Origin of the sequence: Saccharopolyspora gregorii (genome assembly GCF_024734405.1) — a bacterium.
In the GTDB taxonomy this organism is placed as follows: domain Bacteria; phylum Actinomycetota; class Actinomycetes; order Mycobacteriales; family Pseudonocardiaceae; genus Saccharopolyspora_C; species Saccharopolyspora_C gregorii.
In genome coordinates this window covers 5,784,573-5,799,766 of the sequence record NZ_CP059556.1, presented here as the reverse complement: position 1 = coordinate 5,799,766, position 15,194 = coordinate 5,784,573, and the positions used below count along the sequence as shown (strand labels likewise).

The window sequence follows — 15,194 nt, the reverse complement described above, 5'->3', positions numbered from 1 at the left end:
CCCGGGGCGGGGTTCCCGCGGCTCGTTGTGAGCTGCGGAACTCCGGGCCTCTTCCATGATTACGGGGTCGAACAGGCGTTCGCCATTACACGATCGGTCGTCGTCAGGACGGGTCCTTGACCAGCTTCGCCACGAAGAACCCCTCGAAGACGTCCGAGGGCCGCACCCGTACCGCGTGCCGCAGGCCCTGGTCGAACTTCTCGCCCCGCCAGGAACCCAGGCCCGGCAGGAACTCCTCCTCGCTGAACCCGAGCGGCGCCACCGACAGGTCGGAGTGCCTGCGCAGCACCTTGTGCACCGGGAACTCGTCCTCCTCCGGGCTCAACGTGCACGTCGAGTACACCAGCGTCCCGCCCGGCTTCAGCAGCTTGTACGCCGCGTCGCACATCTTCGTCTGCAGGTGCTTGTACTTCTCGATCCGCTCCTCGGACCAGAAGCGCAGCGCGTCGGACTTGCGCAGGTTCACCCGGCCCTCCCCGGAGCACTGCACATCCAGCAGGATCCGGTCGAACCGCTCCGCGGGCACCGATTTGTCGATGTACTGCGCGTTGTGCGTGGTCAGCTCCGCGTACCGCACCCCGTAGAGCTCGGCCAGCTCGGCGAGCTTCGCGGCCCGCGGCGGCGCCGAGTCGTTCAGCCACAGCTCGCCCTCGTTGCCGGTGCGCGCGGCGATGTGGAACGCCTTCCCGCCGGGGGCGGCGGCCACGTCGAGCACCGAGTCCCCGGGCTGCGCGTCCAGCGCCACCGGCGGGATCAGGCTCGCCGCGTTCTGCAGGTACACCCGGCCTTCGTGGGCGAGCGGCAGCACCTCGTCGAAACCGTCGTTGTCCGGCCAGAAGAACGAGTGCTCGCACCAGTCCACCGGGATCAGCCCGGGTGCCTTCGCGCGCACGAACTCCAGCGTCTCGCGGTAGCGCGGCTCGTCCAGCAGCCGGTTGACCCGGATCGAGGTGGGCCGGGCACCGCGGAACACGGACTCGACCTGGTTCGGGCGGATGCCGAGCACCTCCGACATCCGCTTCTCGAACGCACGGGTCTTGCGCTGGCTGCTCACGGCCGCTGCTCCTGTCGGGTCGTCCGGTCCGGTACCCGAAGCCTGGCACGGCGGCCTCGTGCGCGGCTCCCCCGGGCCCGGCCCGCCGGTCACCCGGCGGCCGGGGGCGCGGCGTAGCGATCACTCCCGGGTGGGAGCCGATTCCCTCCGGCGGGGGAGTCGGAGGACGGGCGCGCGGGACGATTCTCTTGGCATGGCGGAGGAACGTGGTGAGCGGCGGCGGTGGGGCACCGCCGCCGCGCACGGAGCGGCGGCCTGGGCGGCGCTGTTCGGTCTCGTGCACGTGCACTGGCTGGCCGGCGGCACGATCGGCCTGCCACCGGGAACGTCCGTGACCTCGAACCTCCCGCTGCTGGTCATCGACATCGTGGCGATCCCGCTGTGCGCGGTCGCGGTGGCGGTGGCGCTGGCGCCGGTGCGGCCCTGGGGGCGCCGGGTGCCGGGGTGGCTGCTGCACGCCGCGGTCTGGGGGTCCGCGGCGCTGCTGGCGGTGCACGCGGCGCCCTCGGTCGTCGACTGGCTGGCACTGGCGTCCGGGCGGCTCGCCGTGGCGGACCTGGACCCGATGGCCAGGTTCGCCACGGTCGTCTACGAGCCGGTGTTCCTGACCGGCGGGTTGCTGTTCGGACTCACCGGCCTCGGCTGCCTGCGCGGCCGGTGACGCACGGGTGAGGATCAGCGGATGAGGCAGTGGACGCTCGGGCCGGTGCTGCGCGGTTCGACCTACCGGCGCTGGGCGTACCTGGTGTTCGGCGGGGCGATGCTGGTGCCGCCGCTGGTGTTCGCGGCGGTGGCCGTGCCGGCCGCGGTGCCGGTCGTGACAGGTCTCGGCACGGCGTTCGCCATCGGGACCGCGCTGACCCTCGCGGCGACGGTGGCCGTCTCCGCCGTGCCCGCGGTGCGGGTGCTGGAGGGGACGGCGGTGCGGGTGCTGCTCGACGACCCCGCGCCGGAGGCGGACGCGGCGGAACCGGCGGTGCGGCTGCGGATGAGCGCGCTGTTCGTGGCGCACGCCCTCGTCGGCGGGCTGGTGAGCGCGGCGAGCCTGGTGCTGCCGGTGGTGTTCGTGCTGGCGTGGACCGCCCCGTTCACCGGCGAGTTCGGGCTGGGCCCCGGGGGGATGGTGCCGGTGCCCGCCGGGTGGGCCGGCGCGTGGCTGCCCGCCGCGGCGTCGGCGGCGTTGCTGGCGCTGGTGTGCGTGGTCGCGGGCACCGGTGCGCTGTTCGGGCGGGCCGCGGCGGTGCTGCTCGGCGTCCCCGCGGGGGAGCGGATCGCGCGGTTGGAGCGGCGGGCCGAGCGGCTCGTGGAGCGCGACCTGCTGGCCCGCGAGCTGCACGATTCGGTCGGGCACGCGCTCAGCGTCGTCTCGGTGCAGGCGGGGGCCGCGCGCCGCGTGCTGGACCGCGATCGCGACGGTGCGGAGGCGGCGTTGCTGGCGATCGAGGATTCGGCCCGCGCCGCGCTGGAGGACCTCGACCACGTGCTCGGCTTGCTGCGGGACGAGGCGCCGCACGAGGAGGCGGGCCTCGCCCGGTTGCCCGCGCTGCTGGCCGCGACCGAGCACGCCGGGATCGAGGTGGACGCCGAACTGCGCGGTGACCTGGGAGCCGTCGGAGCGGAGCCGTCCGCCGCCGCGTTCCGGATCGTGCAGGAGAGCTTGACGAACGTGCTGCGCCACGCGGGCAAGGTGCCGGTCGTCCTGCGCGTCGAGGTGGCGGACGGGTCGCTGCGCGTGCGGGTGCGCAACCCGCGCGGCGAATCCCGCTCGCGCGCCGTCGCGCGCGGCGGGCGCGGCCTGGTCGGCATCGCCGAGCGCGTGGAACTGCTGCGCGGGGAGTTCGCGGCGGGGCCGAGCGGGGACGAGTGGGAGGTAGCGGTGCGGATTCCGCTGGAGGGCGCATGACCGAAGGCCGCATCGGCGTCCTGCTGGTGGACGACGAGCCGCTGATCCGCTCGGGGCTGCGCGCGATCCTGGACTCCGAACCGGACATCGCCGTGGTCGGTGAGGCCGCCGACGGCGCCGACGTGCCGGACCAGGTGCGCCGGGCGGCGCCCGACGTGGTGCTGATGGACGTGCGGATGCCCGCGGTGGACGGCATCAGGGCCACCGAACACCTGGTCGCCGCGGACGGGCCGCCGAAGGTGGTCGTGCTGACGACGTTCGAGAACGACGACCACGTGTACGACGCGCTGCGCGCCGGCGCCAGCGGATTCCTGCTCAAGCGGGCCGGGCCGGAGCAGATCGTCGCCGCCGTGCGCACGGTCGCCGCGGGCGATTCGCTGCTGTTCCCGGCCGCGATCCGGCGTCTCGCCGCGCACCGCGGTGCGACCGGCTCGGGCGGGCTCGACGGGGCCGGGCTGAGCGCGCGGGAGGCGGAGGTGCTGCGGCTGATGGCGGCCGGCCTGTCCAACGGCGAGATCGCGCAGCGGCTGTTCCTGGGGGTGCAGACGGTGAAGACGCACGTGGGGAACGTGCTGGCCAAGCTCGGCGCGCGGGACCGCACGCAGGCGGTGATCCGGGCGTTCGAATCGGGGTTCGTCCCGCCGTCCACCGGGAGCTGACCGGGCCGGCGGGCAGGTACCATCGGCCGCAGCGGTGGTGGGGCTCGCCGTTCCGAAGGTCGGAGAACCGCGGCACGACGCCGCCAACGGTCCCTATCGGACCGGACGCGTGCGTCCGATGCCGGTAGGAGGCGTGCATGGCGAACCCCGACGAGGTCATCGATCCGGACGTGGACACCCGGATTCCCGCGCAACGACGCGAACTCTCCCGCACCAGAGGTGCTGTCCTGCTGGTCATCGCCCTCGGTGGCGGGCTGGGCGCGATCTCCCGCTACGGCGTGGGGCTGCTGCTGCCGACCGAGCCGGGGCGGTTCCCGTGGGGGACGTTCTCGATCAACGTGTTCGGCTGCCTGCTCATCGGCGTGCTGATGGTGCTGATCACCGAGGTGTGGACGGCGCATCCGCTGGTGCGGCCGTTCTTCGGCGTCGGAGTGCTCGGCGGGTTCACCACTTTCTCCACCTATGCGGTGGAATTCGGCGCGCTGCTGGCGCCGGGGAGCGTGCTGGTCGCGGCCGCGTACCTGGCGGGGACGCTGCTGTGCGCGCTGTTCGCGGTGCTGCTCGGCGTGGTGTTGACCCGGTGGGCCGTAGTCAGGGAGGTGAGCTGAGATGGCCTTGCGGATGTCCATATTCCTCGGTGCCGACGACCGGTGGCACCACAAACCGCTCTACCACGAGATCGTCAAGCGGGCTCGGGACGCGGGCTTGGCCGGGGCGACCGTGCTGCGCGGCGTGGAGGGCTACGGGCTGTCGTCCCGGGTGCACACGACGCGGTTGCTGGACTTGGCGGAGGACCTGCCGGTGCTGGTGGTGATCGTGGACTCGGAGCAGAAGGTGCGCGATTTCCTGCCGCAGCTGGACGGGCTGATCGGCGATGGCGCGGTGGTGCTCGACGAGGTCGAGACCATCGTCTACCGGGGGAGCGAGCGGGCGTGACGGTGGCATTGGTGTTCCTCGGGGCGATGATCGGTGCCCCGCTGCGCTACCTCACGGACCGCGCGGTGCAGTCCCGGCACGACACGCTGTTCCCGTGGGGGACGCTGACGGTGAACGTGCTGGGTTCGATGGTGCTCGGTGGTCTCGCCGGGGCGGGCGGGGCGTTACCGCCGCTGGTCTCGGAGCTGGCCGGTGTCGGGTTCTGCGGCGCGCTGACGACGTACAGCACTTTCGGCTTCGAGACCTTGCGGCTCGCGGAGGACCGCGCGTACTTCTACGCGGGGCTGAACATCGCGATCAGCGTGCTGGCGTCGGTGGGCGCGGCGCTGCTCGGGCACACGGCGGTGCAGGCGGTGGTCTGAGCAGGTCGTGCCGGCCTGGCTCGCTCGGCCGCGGGTTCCCGGGCGGTGGGCCCACTGGGATCGCACTTCCTCGAACGGCGGAATCGGGTTCCGCCGCGATGTGCCGGCGATTCCGCGTTCGTGAGGGAATCCCCGCAGCGGGTGGGGTCGGAGTGATTCCGGCGGTGGTCTCGTCGTACCCCGGCGATTGAATGTGAGCGCGGCATCCGAGCGGTGCCGGTTTCTGCTTTCGCGAAGGGAATCCCCACATGGGAATGAACAATTCTGTCCGGCGTATCTCCGCTGGTGCGGTCGCGCTGCTGGGTGGCGCGCTGCTGGCGGGGACGGTCGGCGCGACCGCGGCCTCGGCCGCCGTGCCGGGCAAGATCGAGTTCTGCGCGCAGGGCGACTACGCGGCGTACGTGGAGGTCCACTCCGTCGACCTGGGCGGCGGCATGAGCTCGCCGGGCATGGCCAGCACCATCCAGAACCCGGGCCAGTGCTGGAACCACGACTTCTCCTCGGCGGGCCCGAACGCGCCGGTCGACGTCTGGGGCATCCGCGCCGACGGTTCCACTTTCCACGTGGGCGCGTCCACCTACAACGCGGGCTCCGGAATCGGTCTCGGCGCCCAGGGCAGCGAGGGAAACCCCTCGATGGTCCAGTGGTGATGTAGTTCTCGGGTGGGCCCGGAATTCTTCGACGTGAAGAATTCCGGGCCTTTCCTGAATCATTTTCAAGTTCTGGTGTCACGATTCAGCAGGGAACCTGGCGCGGAACGGCGTCCACCGCGAAGGTGGGAGCGCACCGGACCGCAGCACCAGGAAGGACCACCATGACCGCACGGTTCCGCCCGCGCGCCCTGCTGTTCGACATGGACGGCACGCTCGTCGACTCCACCGCGGTGGTGGAGCGGGTCTGGCACGACTTCGCGGAGCGGCACGGGCTGAACGCGGCCGACATCCTCATCGACTCGCACGGCCGCCGCGGCGGCGAGACCGTCGCCCGCCACCTGCCCGCGGGCGCCGACGTGGCCGCCGAGACCGCCCGCATCGACGAGCAGGAACTGCGGGACCTGGCCGGGGTCGTGGCGATCCCCGGCGCCGCCGAACTGCTGGCCGGGCTGCCCGCCGGGAGCTGGGCGCTGGTGACCTCCGCGGGACCGGCGCTGGCCGCGCGCCGGATGGCGGCGGTGGGACTGCCGATGCCGGACGTGGTCGTCACCGGTGAGGACGTGCGGCGCGGCAAACCCGACCCGGAGGGCTACCTGCAGGCGGCGGCCGCGCTCGGCGTTCCCGCCACCGAGGCGCTGATCTTCGAGGACGCCGAGGCCGGGATCGAGGCCGCCCGCACCGCAGGCGGCCGGGTGATCGTCGTCGGCTCCCGCACCGGACCCGCGGCGGACGGGCTGCCCCGCATCTCCGACTTCACCGGTGTCCGCGCCACCGCGGCGGAATCCGGTCTCACCGTGGAACTCCGCGCGCACACCGGCGGGGAGGCCGCGCACCGCTGACCTGATGGCCGACGGGAACGCGCCGATCGGCCGAGGTGCCCGGGACCGCCCTGCGGGGATGCTGCTCCGCGTGGCCGACGCGTACCTCCTGCCGATCCGCACCGCAGCGGTGCTGTTCCCGCTCCTCGCCTTCGTCCTGCTCGTCCCGGTGGCCGTGGTGCTCTACCGCAGGCACGGCGTGATGCGCTGGTGGGCGCTGTCGTTCTACGCCTTCCTGTACTACGTGATCACCGCGTACTGCCTGGTGCTGATGCCGCTGCCGGGCACCGCGGTGGACGTGTGCCGCGAATACCCGCGGATGGGGCGGTGGCAGCTGACACCGGGCAACACGTTCGCGGACGTGTGGAAGGAATCCGGGCACCGGGTGACCTTCGGCGATCTGGTGCTGCACAACTCGGCGGTGATCGAGACCGGGTTCAACCTGCTCCTGCTGCTGCCGCTGGGCGTGTTCCTGCGCTACCACTTCCGACGCGGGCCGTGGACGTCGCTGGCGGTGGCGGCGGGCGTGGCGCTGTCGTTCGAGGTGACGCAGGGGACCGGCGTGTTCGGTATCTACCCGTGTCCGTACCGGTTGTTCGACGTGGACGACCTGGTGGTGAACACGCTCGGCGCGATGCTCGGCTGGTGGCTCGGCGGGCAGGTGGGGCGCGCGATGCCCGCGCTGAACGCCCTGGACGAGCGGGTGCTGGCCCGGCATCCCGTCCCGTTCGGGCGTCGGGTGGTGGCGCTGGTGCTGGACATCGCGGGGGCCGCGGTGCTGAGCGCGCTCGCCCTGGTCGTGGTGATCACGTTCGGCCTGCCCGCGTGGTGGGGGCCCGCGGTGGTGTTCGGCGGCTGGTTCGTGGCGCTGCCCGCGTGGACCGGGGCGACGCCGGGCAAGCGCTTGCTGTTGCTGGAGCTCGTCGACGACTCGGGTGCTCGTCCGGCGGCGTGGCGGCTGCTGCTGCGCGCCGCGGTGCTGGCGGTGCCGTTCCTGCCACCGCTGCTGCTCCTGGTGGTGGCGACCGGGGTGCTGTGGGGCCGGGGCACGCCGGGCGCGGTGCTGGAGGTGTTCCGCTCCGGCGAGCTCCACGAGAACGTGCTGCTGGTGGCCTTGGCCGGGGTGGCGGCCGGGCTGCTGTCGATGGTGTTCGTCGCGCTGTACGCCCTGGTGGTGCGGCTGCACCCGAAGGACCGCAGCCTGCACGAGCTGGCGTCCGGAGTGCACAACCGGGCCCGCCCGCACCACAACGCACCCCGCCCGGTGCCCAAACCGCAGCGCAGCGACGAGCCGGTCGCGGCGCCGTAGCCGGACGGCGGCCCCGGCACGCACCGGGGCCGCCGCGGCTCAACCGTCGAAGCGGCCGTCCTTGGCGGCCCGCACGAACGCGGCCCACTGCGCGCCGGTGGTGGTGAAGTGGCCCGCGCCCCGGTCCTTGCTGTCCCGCACCGCGGCACCTCCCCCGACCCGGCCGACCTCGACGCACGCGGTCTGCTGCCCGGATCGGGAGGACTTCCGCCAGCCCGTCACCTGCTGTTCCATGTGTCCTGCTCCTCTGCGCGCTCGATGTGGGAGGAGATGAGGTCCGTGGTCCGCTCCTCGCTCATCGTTTCCCGCCGGAGAGTACCGACGGCCTCGCGGTGCGCGGCGATCGTCGCCGGTCGCGAAATGAACACACCGCTCGCCAGCATCTCCACGTGCACGATCGGTGCGGCCTGCGGGAACTCGAAGAACATGAAGTGACCGCCGCGCATGGGCGTCCATCGGTGCAGTCCTCGCGGCAGCACTCTGATGGAGATGTTGGGTTTCCCGGACAGTTTCCGAAGGTGGCGGAGCTGATCGACCTGTTCCTCCGGTGCGCAAACCTGATCGGTCAGGGCTTGCTCGGCTATGATCGCTTCGAACTTCGGGCCGTTCCGCTTCTCCAGCAGGTCGCGCCGCCCGGCCCGCAGCCCGATCTTCGCTTCGCGTTCGGCAGCGGGGAGATCGCTCATGACGGCTCGAGCGTAGTCCGAAGTCTGCAACAGGCCGGGGATCAACAGTGGTGCGACTTCGGTGATCGTGGTCGCGGTGCGCTCGTACTCGATCAGGGTCACCAGTTCGTCGCGCACTCCTGGGATGCCAGGTCTGATCCAGTCCGGATCATCGACCTCGCGGGCCATCTCGACGAGGCGCTCGCGCTCGGTGCTCGATAGCTCCAGTGCGGAGAGGATCGCGCTGACGTCTTCGACGGTGATCGGCCGGGATCCCGCTTCGGTGCGCGTGACCCAACCGTGCGAAAAGCCCATTCGGCGAGCCAGTTCACGCACGCCGACACCTGAATCCATGCGGAGTTTGCGCAGTTCTGCGGCCAGCGTCCGAGCTTTCGGGCTTCCTGCTTTGGATCGCGCCATGAACCAGATCTAAGCAGTTCAGCGACACATTCGTAGTCACCCGGCCGGGGAATTGCCGGATTGCGCGAGGTAGGTCAAAGTGGATTGCGATACACATGATGGATCGCGAGACAGGCTCGCCGAGGGTGACTACACCTCAGCCCGCTCGCCGAACCTCGGGAGGCGATCGTGAACGCCGATGACGTCGTGCAGGTCCGCTACGCGCCGGGCGTGGTGGGTGAGACCCGGCGGGTCGTGCACGTAGCGATCCGCCGCCCGGACGGAGCGTGCGCCGCGCTGTGCGAGCTGGTGATCGAAGCGGCGGAAGCGGAACTGCTCGACGGGCCCGCCGGGATGCCGTGCCTGGTGTGCGTCCGCGCGCTGGCGCTCGGATCAGGTGGGGCACCGGTCGAGCTGGACGCGGAGGCGTCGCGGTGAGCGGATGGGCTTGGCTGACGTCCGAGTGGTGCTCGACCTGGCACGTGGTGGGGCGCGACGCGGGCGGTGCGGTGATCGTCGCGACCTGCGGACACCCGCTGACCGGCCGCATGTGCCGAGTCCTCGGCGGACCGCCACCGCCGGACGCGCGCGAGGTCTGCCAGTCCTGCGTCGCCGCGGCAGGGCAGAGCGACGTCCCCGGCTCGTGGTCCCCGTTCCAGGTCGCGCTGGTCGTGATGGCCGAACGCCGCTCGTTCCACGCCGCGCCGCCGGAACCGGATCCACCGATCACCTGGCCTGAGCAGGACCCGGACGGGCCGGGGCGGATCGCGGAACCGCAGTGGCTCCCTCCCGTCCCCGGATTCGGCCGCAGCCTCGGCGCAGCGGCCTGAACTGGACCGCGGCCGCCGACGCGCCCCCGTCGGTCGGTCGTGCCTCGCCGGAAACCGCTCGCTACCCCGACTGCGAGCTCCGGCGGGGAACCCGGCCCCGGTACCCGGAACCCTTCCCCGACGGGTGCCGGGGCCACCCCCGACCCGCCCACCATCGGCCGGGGACGACCGCCCGCGCCCGTCGCGCGGCACGGCGCCGCAACCGGCGCGGGCGGTCACCGGGGTGGGGCGTCCGCCGGGAACTCCTCGGTGCCGAGGACCAGGAGGAGGTCCAGGCGTTCGCGGGTGTCGGTGTCGGCGGGGGTGAGGACCAGCAGCTGCTGGCGCTGGTCCGGGGTGACGAGCGTTTCGCAGTCCATCAGCAGCGGCCCCACCCGCGGGTGCACCAGGGTCTTGCGGTCGGCGCGGCGGACGGCCACCTCGTGCTCGTCCCAGCGCCGCCGGAACTCGTCGCTCGCCGCCCGCAGCCGTTCCACCAGCGCGGCCACCTCCGGATCGTCCGCGCGGCGGCCCGCGGTCGCCCGCAGGTCCGCGACCAGCTGGTGGGAGTGCCGGTCGTGCTCCTCCGGCAGGTGCCGCAGCTGCACGTCGGGGTCGGTGAACCACCGGTGCACCAGGTAGCGGTCGTCGCCGGTGAACCGGGTCTGGTCGCCCATCAGCGCCAGGCTCGCCGGGTTCTGCGCCAGCACCTCGCCCAGGTCGGACAGCACCAGCGCGGGCGTGTCGCCGAGCAGGTCGAGCATCCGCACCAGCCCGGCGCGGGCCGTGCGGGCCGTCCCGGCCGCGTGCGGCGGGTGGTGCCCGGCGAGGTGGAACAGGTGCGCGCACTCGTCGTCGGACAGCCGCAGCGCCCGCGCCAGCGCGCCGAGCAGCTGCGTCGACGGCTGGCTGCTGCGGCCCTGCTCCAGGCGCACCACGTAGTCCACCGACATGCCCGCCAGCATCGCCACCTCCTCCCGGCGGAGTCCGGCGGTGCGGCGCCGCGGCCCGGCGGGCAGCCCCACCTGGGCGGGGCGGACCGCTTCGCGGCGGCGGCGCAGGAAATCGGCCAGGGCATCACGCTGCACGTCCCCATCTTGCTCCCGGTCGCGGTCCGCATCCAGGGAGCGGCTCTCCCACGATGAACGCTCGCTCCCGCACCACCCGGAATCCGCGCAAGGTGGACGGCGAGACCGACGATCGAGGAGGACACGCCATGCGGCAACGAAAGCTGGGGACGACCGGACCGGTGAGCTCCGCGCTGGGGCTCGGCGCGATGGGCATGTCCGGGGAGGCGTACGGCGCGTCCGACCGGGCGGAGAGCATCGCCACCGTGCACCGCGCGCTGGACGCGGGGGTCACGCTCATCGACACCGGCGACTTCTACGCGATGGGCCACAACGAACTGCTGCTCGCCGAGGCGCTGCGCGACCGGAACCGGGAGGACTACCTGCTGAGCGTCAAGTTCGGCGCGCTCCGCGGCCCCGGTATGCGCTTCGGCGGGCAGGACAACCGGCCGGCGGCGGTGCGGAACTTCCTGGCCTACTCGCTGCAGCGGCTGGGCACCGACCACATCGACGTGTACCGGCCCGCGCGGCTCGACCCGGCGGTGCCCATCGAGGACACCATCGGGGCGATCGCCGAGATGGTGGAGGCCGGGCACGTGCGCCACATCGGTCTCTCCGAGGTGGACGCGGACACGATCCGCCGGGCCCACGCGGTGCACCCGATCGCGGACCTGCAGATCGAGTACTCGCTGCTGTCCCGCGCGGTGGAGGCCGAGGTGCTGCCGACGCTGCGCGAGCTCGGCATCGGCCTGACCGCGTACGGCGTGCTGGGCCGCGGCCTCATCTCCGGGCACTGGAGCGCGGAGCGCAGCGGTGCCGCCGGGGACGCGCGCGGGGCGTCGCCGCGGTTCTCCAGCGGCAACGTGGAGCACAACCTGGCGCTGGTGGAGGAGCTGCGCCGGGTCGCGGACGAGAAGGGCTGCACCGTCGCCCAGCTGGCCATCGCGTGGGTCGCCGCGCAGGGCGAGGACGTGGTGCCGCTGGTCGGCGCCCGCACCCGCGACCGGCTGGCGGAGGCGCTGCCCGCCGCGGACCTGCACCTCACCGCCGACGACCTGGCGCGGATCGAGGCGGCGGTGCCCGCCGGTTCCGCCCGCGGCGACCGCTACCCGGCCGCGTTCATGTCCGAGCTCGGCGTCGGGAACTGAGCGGGTCGCCGCGCCGGACACCGTTCGCTCGCGGTGCCCGGCGCGGCGGCGACCGGCGTTCGCACTCCTCCGGCGAACGCAGGCCACAGGCCGGGGTCCCCGGTCCCGGCCTCACGCGGTCGCCGCGCTCCGGCGGGCCGCGATGGACAAGGTCAGCGCTTTGCGCAGGTGCGGCAGCCGCTCGTCGACGTGCGCGGCGACGGCTTTCGCCGCGTCTCGGTGCGCCCGCCGCTCCTTGCCGGTGAACGCGGTGCGCACGTCGCCTTCGAGGGCGAACGCGGCCAGCACCACGTCCTGCGGTTCGTGCGCGGTGGGCGGGCGCCCGCCCAGCACCACGTCCCGCACCCGCGCCTGCAACTCCCGGACCTGCCCGGGGGCGGTGGCGGTGATGTCGTGGACCGGGAACAGGCCCAGCGCGCGACGCCGCTCCGCGGTGATCACCCCGGCGGCGGCGAGCCGGTCGCGCACCGCGCCCTCCGCGTGCTGGAAGCCCGTGTCGATGAGCGTGGTCCAGCGGCGCGGCCGGTCCTCGCGGACGGCGTCGAGCACGTGGGCGAGGAACGCGTCCTCCGGCGCCGCGGCCGGGGTGCGTTCGGCCTTGCCGCCGCCCTCGCGCAGCAGGCCCCGTTCGACGAGCTCGACGACCGCGGCCGCGCGCAGCAGCGATCCGCGCACCAGCACGCTCGCCGCATCGAGCTTGCCCTTGTCCACGTCGTAGGACAGCAGGAACATCCGGTCCGGCAACGACTCGTTCACGGCGTCTCCTCGTCTTCCGGCTGCGGCATCGGGTCCGCGACCAGGATCTGCTCCAGGTGCACCAGGACGTTGATCTGCGCCGGGTTGTAGAGGTCGACGATGGCCTTGCCCATGGTCTCCCGCGCGAAGCGCAGGCCGCTCGGCGCGTCGACGTTCGCCTTGTGCAGCCCGGGGAACTCGCGGTACAGCTCGCGGACGAACGGTGCGGTCCGCTCTGCCAAGGCCCGGCAGGCGGCGTCGTCGGCGTCCGCCGGCAGCGCGTCGAACTCGGCGCTCATCGGGTCCGGCGGCATGTCCTGCAACATGTCCGAGTAGGCCTGCACGCCCTGCGGGCCGAGCACCCGGGACATCACCACTACCAGCGAACGGTCCGCATCGGACAGCGTCGCCTTCTTCGCCGCCGGGGCGAACTCCCTCGGCAGATCGGTCGGCGCGGACTGGCGGAGGATCAGGTTGAGCTCCACGCGGGCGCGTTGCAGGCGTTCGATCGTGGTGGCGAGCTCCGCGTCGAGGGTGCGCAGCGCCTCCTCCGGGTGGTCGTCGGCCTCGCCCATCTCCGCGATCTGCGACAGCGAGAACCCCAGATCGGTGAGCCGCTTGATCCGCAGCAGCCGCACCAGGTGTGCCACGCCGTACTGCTTGTAGCCGTTCGACCGCCGTTCGGGCTCGGCCAGCAGGCCGACGTCGTGGTAGTGCCGCACCGCCCGCAGGCTCGTCCCGGCCAGCTCGGCGATCTCCCGAGTGCTCCACGCCACTTCCGACACCTCATCGTCCGCATCCGTCCGACGCGACCGCGCCGGGCACCAGTAGTCGAAACCGTGCCGCTGCGGCATGGTCAAGCCCGGCCGCCCGGAAAATCGGAAAAGCGACCCGGGTCACAGCCGGAGTCGCCTGGCCCGCCCCGCGGCGGACCGCCGTTCCGGACCTGCTCACCTGCGGACCGCTCCCCGCGGAGATCCGGGCGGCAGCCGAGGGTTTCCCCGACCGCCCGGACGCGGCGGGATCGAGCACCACCCGGCCCTGGTTGGCTCCGATCCCGACCGAAGGCAAGGTCGGCCCCAGCGCCGGCGCCCGGCTGCCGGTGTCGCCGCGACAGGTTCCGCGCGGCACCGCCCGTACCCCGAGCAGCACGGCCCGGCGAACGCGGGAGGGGTGTCCGGCACCGACGTGGGAGCGCCGCCGAACACCCCTCCCCACCGGGGATCCGCTTCACGGGCGGCCGGGATTCCGCGCGCTGCGGGAAGATCCGGCCAGCAGCGGGGTGAACTCCCAGTAGGTGCCGCATCGCCAGGCCCACTCCAGCGGACCCTGGCGGAACCACCGGAGCCACAGCGCGGAGCAGGCGCTCTGGAGCACGATCACCGCCAGGCAGAACCCGAGCGCCGCCACGGCCGACAGCCGGCCGGACGTCACGAGCAGTGGGAGGACGGTCGTGCAGACGACGGTCTGCCCCAGGTAGTTGCTGAAGGCCATCCGCCCGTAGAACCGCAGGGACGACAGCACCCGTTCCGCCCTCGGGTGGCGCAGCGCCAGGATCAGCCCGGTCACGTACATCAGGCCCGGGATCGCGGCCGTGCGGAACGAGATGTCGTGGGTCAGCTCAGTGCCGGCGAGGAGCGTCCACACCCAGATCGGCGCGGTGAGGGCCGCGGTGACGAAGAAGGTGTTCTTGACCGGAAGGCGCGTGCCGACGTCGAACAGTCCCCGTTCCGCCGCCCAGAAGCCGAGCGACATGTGGCCCAGCGTGCGGGCGAACTCCAGCGACACCGTCAGGAGCGGTGGAAGCCCGGCGTCCGCGCCGAGCTTCGTCGCCAGCTGCAAGAAGTCCGGAACCAGCGAACCCACGACGCCCGCGGTGACGAGGACCGACCGCGGCAGGAACGTGAGGAGCAGCAGCAGGAAGGCGAGCGCGCCGTACGACATGAGCACGTCGATGCCGCCGAGGGCCGAATTCAGCACCCCGGCCAGGATCAAGATGATCATGCGTCGGGAGTACGTCCACAACGATCTCCCCTTCGCCCGCAGCCGGGACAAGAAGAGGAACACGCCGGTGCCGAAGAGGAAGGCGAAGACGAAGTGGAACTTGCCCAAGGCGGCGAGGTCGACGAAGTTCCAGAGCACCGCATCGCCCGGGTCCGCGGCCCACCCGGCCTGCCTCAGGAAGTACGTGATGTTGATCAGCAGGATTCCGGCGATCGCAACACCGCGGATCACATCGATGGACACGATGCGATCCGCCGCCGATGAGATGACCGGAAGGCGCTCCGTCGGGGCGTCGTGCACAGCCCGTTCCTTTCTCGTCCGAGCCCGCGGCAATGCCGAATCGCGCGCGATGGGGTCTCGGTTGTGGTCGACGAACAGCGGTGTTCACCTGTGCGTCCGCACACCGCCCGGCCGAGGGCGCAGACCCGAACGCGGTCCTGCTCGCGCAATCGCCCCGTGCAGGTATCGCCGCTGTTCGAGGGCCCGCAGCGGTGGCCAGGAAGTGTCGATCCCGCCCGCCGGAATTCCCGCATCGATGAGCGCATCACCGACGCGGAACCTGCTGCCGACGCGAATCGTCGACGACGTCAGGTCAGTGCAGCGACCAAAACAATTTCCCTCGGTCGGCGAGCGCACGAGAGGCGAACACCACCCGGCCGCAAACTACGCGCAG

At 72.5% G+C, this 15,194-nt stretch carries 19 protein-coding genes; 12 read left to right on the top strand and 7 right to left on the bottom strand.

Annotated elements, in window-relative coordinates; genetic code table 11:
* Positions 1-103: 103 nt before the first annotated feature.
* Entirely contained in the window at positions 104-1,054 is a 951-nt protein-coding gene (locus tag H1226_RS25455; protein ID WP_258343473.1) for an RsmB/NOP family class I SAM-dependent RNA methyltransferase, read from the bottom strand.
* A gap of 193 nt (positions 1,055-1,247) precedes the next feature.
* Here H1226_RS25455 and H1226_RS25450 point away from each other — a divergent pair, with 193 nt between their 5' ends.
* From H1226_RS25450 to H1226_RS25410, 9 genes are all read left to right on the top strand, one after another.
* Positions 1,248-1,715: a DUF3995 domain-containing protein gene (locus H1226_RS25450; RefSeq protein WP_258343471.1), complete on the top strand. Its 468-nt coding sequence runs from the start codon at positions 1,248-1,250 to the stop codon at positions 1,713-1,715.
* A gap of 21 nt (positions 1,716-1,736) precedes the next feature.
* Positions 1,737-2,957 carry a sensor histidine kinase gene (locus H1226_RS25445; RefSeq protein WP_258343470.1) on the top strand — a complete coding sequence of 407 codons (1,221 nt, stop codon included), beginning with the start codon at positions 1,737-1,739 and terminating at the stop codon, positions 2,955-2,957.
* Positions 2,954-3,616 carry a response regulator gene (locus tag H1226_RS25440; protein WP_258343468.1) on the top strand — a complete coding sequence of 221 codons (663 nt, stop codon included), beginning with the start codon at positions 2,954-2,956 and terminating at the stop codon, positions 3,614-3,616. The genes H1226_RS25445 and H1226_RS25440 overlap by 4 nt, the downstream gene beginning before the upstream one ends.
* 137 nt (positions 3,617-3,753) lie before the next feature.
* Positions 3,754-4,224: a fluoride efflux transporter CrcB gene (gene crcB / locus H1226_RS25435; protein ID WP_258343467.1), complete on the top strand. Its 471-nt coding sequence runs from the start codon at positions 3,754-3,756 to the stop codon at positions 4,222-4,224.
* A 1-nt stretch (position 4,225) separates the two neighbouring features.
* Entirely contained in the window at positions 4,226-4,552 is a 327-nt protein-coding gene (locus H1226_RS25430; RefSeq protein ID WP_258343465.1) for a DUF190 domain-containing protein, read from the top strand.
* Positions 4,549-4,914, top strand: a complete 366-nt coding sequence (locus tag H1226_RS25425) for a fluoride efflux transporter FluC (protein ID WP_258343463.1) — start codon at positions 4,549-4,551, stop codon at positions 4,912-4,914. The genes H1226_RS25430 and H1226_RS25425 overlap by 4 nt, the downstream gene beginning before the upstream one ends.
* A 254-nt stretch (positions 4,915-5,168) precedes the next feature.
* The gene (locus H1226_RS25420; RefSeq protein ID WP_258343461.1) at positions 5,169-5,564 is read left to right on the top strand and encodes a hypothetical protein; all 396 of its coding nucleotides are present in this window, start codon (positions 5,169-5,171) and stop codon (positions 5,562-5,564) included.
* Between the two features lie 164 nt (positions 5,565-5,728).
* Positions 5,729-6,406: an HAD-IA family hydrolase gene (locus tag H1226_RS25415; RefSeq protein WP_258343459.1), complete on the top strand. Its 678-nt coding sequence runs from the start codon at positions 5,729-5,731 to the stop codon at positions 6,404-6,406.
* A gap of 70 nt (positions 6,407-6,476) precedes the next feature.
* A complete protein-coding gene (locus tag H1226_RS25410; RefSeq protein ID WP_258343457.1) occupies positions 6,477-7,694 on the top strand; it encodes a VanZ family protein in 1,218 nt (405 codons plus the stop codon).
* 39 nt (positions 7,695-7,733) lie between these two features.
* On the opposite strand, the gene H1226_RS25405 is transcribed toward H1226_RS25410, so the two are convergent.
* Together H1226_RS25405 and H1226_RS25400 are read right to left on the bottom strand one after the other, a co-directional pair.
* Positions 7,734-7,928 carry a DUF397 domain-containing protein gene (locus H1226_RS25405; RefSeq protein WP_258343456.1) on the bottom strand — a complete coding sequence of 65 codons (195 nt, stop codon included), beginning with the start codon at positions 7,926-7,928 and terminating at the stop codon, positions 7,734-7,736.
* On the bottom strand, positions 7,913-8,779 hold the full coding sequence (locus H1226_RS25400) for a helix-turn-helix domain-containing protein (protein WP_258343455.1): 867 nt from the start codon (positions 8,777-8,779) through the stop codon (positions 7,913-7,915). The genes H1226_RS25405 and H1226_RS25400 overlap by 16 nt, the downstream gene beginning before the upstream one ends.
* A 168-nt stretch (positions 8,780-8,947) precedes the next feature.
* On the opposite strand from H1226_RS25400, the gene H1226_RS25395 reads away from it, so the two are divergent.
* Both H1226_RS25395 and H1226_RS25390 read left to right on the top strand, forming a co-directional pair.
* Complete coding sequence (locus H1226_RS25395) at positions 8,948-9,196, top strand: hypothetical protein (protein ID WP_258343453.1); 249 nt, start codon at positions 8,948-8,950, stop codon at positions 9,194-9,196.
* Complete coding sequence (locus H1226_RS25390) at positions 9,193-9,588, top strand: hypothetical protein (RefSeq protein ID WP_258343451.1); 396 nt, start codon at positions 9,193-9,195, stop codon at positions 9,586-9,588. Before H1226_RS25395 ends, H1226_RS25390 begins: the two co-directional genes overlap by 4 nt.
* A gap of 215 nt (positions 9,589-9,803) precedes the next feature.
* On the opposite strand, the gene H1226_RS25385 is transcribed toward H1226_RS25390, so the two are convergent.
* Positions 9,804-10,655, bottom strand: a complete 852-nt coding sequence (locus H1226_RS25385) for a helix-turn-helix domain-containing protein (RefSeq protein WP_258343449.1) — start codon at positions 10,653-10,655, stop codon at positions 9,804-9,806.
* Between the two features lie 128 nt (positions 10,656-10,783).
* On the opposite strand from H1226_RS25385, the gene H1226_RS25380 reads away from it, so the two are divergent.
* A complete protein-coding gene (locus H1226_RS25380) occupies positions 10,784-11,782 on the top strand; it encodes an aldo/keto reductase (protein ID WP_258343447.1) in 999 nt (332 codons plus the stop codon).
* 111 nt (positions 11,783-11,893) lie between these two features.
* On the opposite strand, the gene H1226_RS25375 is transcribed toward H1226_RS25380, so the two are convergent.
* From H1226_RS25375 to H1226_RS25365, 3 genes are all read right to left on the bottom strand, one after another.
* Positions 11,894-12,538, bottom strand: a complete 645-nt coding sequence (locus tag H1226_RS25375; protein WP_258343445.1) for a GOLPH3/VPS74 family protein — start codon at positions 12,536-12,538, stop codon at positions 11,894-11,896.
* A complete protein-coding gene (locus H1226_RS25370) occupies positions 12,535-13,293 on the bottom strand; it encodes a helix-turn-helix domain-containing protein (RefSeq protein ID WP_258343444.1) in 759 nt (252 codons plus the stop codon). The genes H1226_RS25375 and H1226_RS25370 overlap by 4 nt, the downstream gene beginning before the upstream one ends.
* 454 nt (positions 13,294-13,747) lie before the next feature.
* Positions 13,748-14,764 (bottom strand): DUF418 domain-containing protein, encoded by a 1,017-nt coding sequence (locus H1226_RS25365; protein ID WP_258343443.1) that lies wholly within the window; start codon positions 14,762-14,764, stop codon positions 13,748-13,750.
* Between the last annotated feature and the right edge of the window lie 430 nt (positions 14,765-15,194).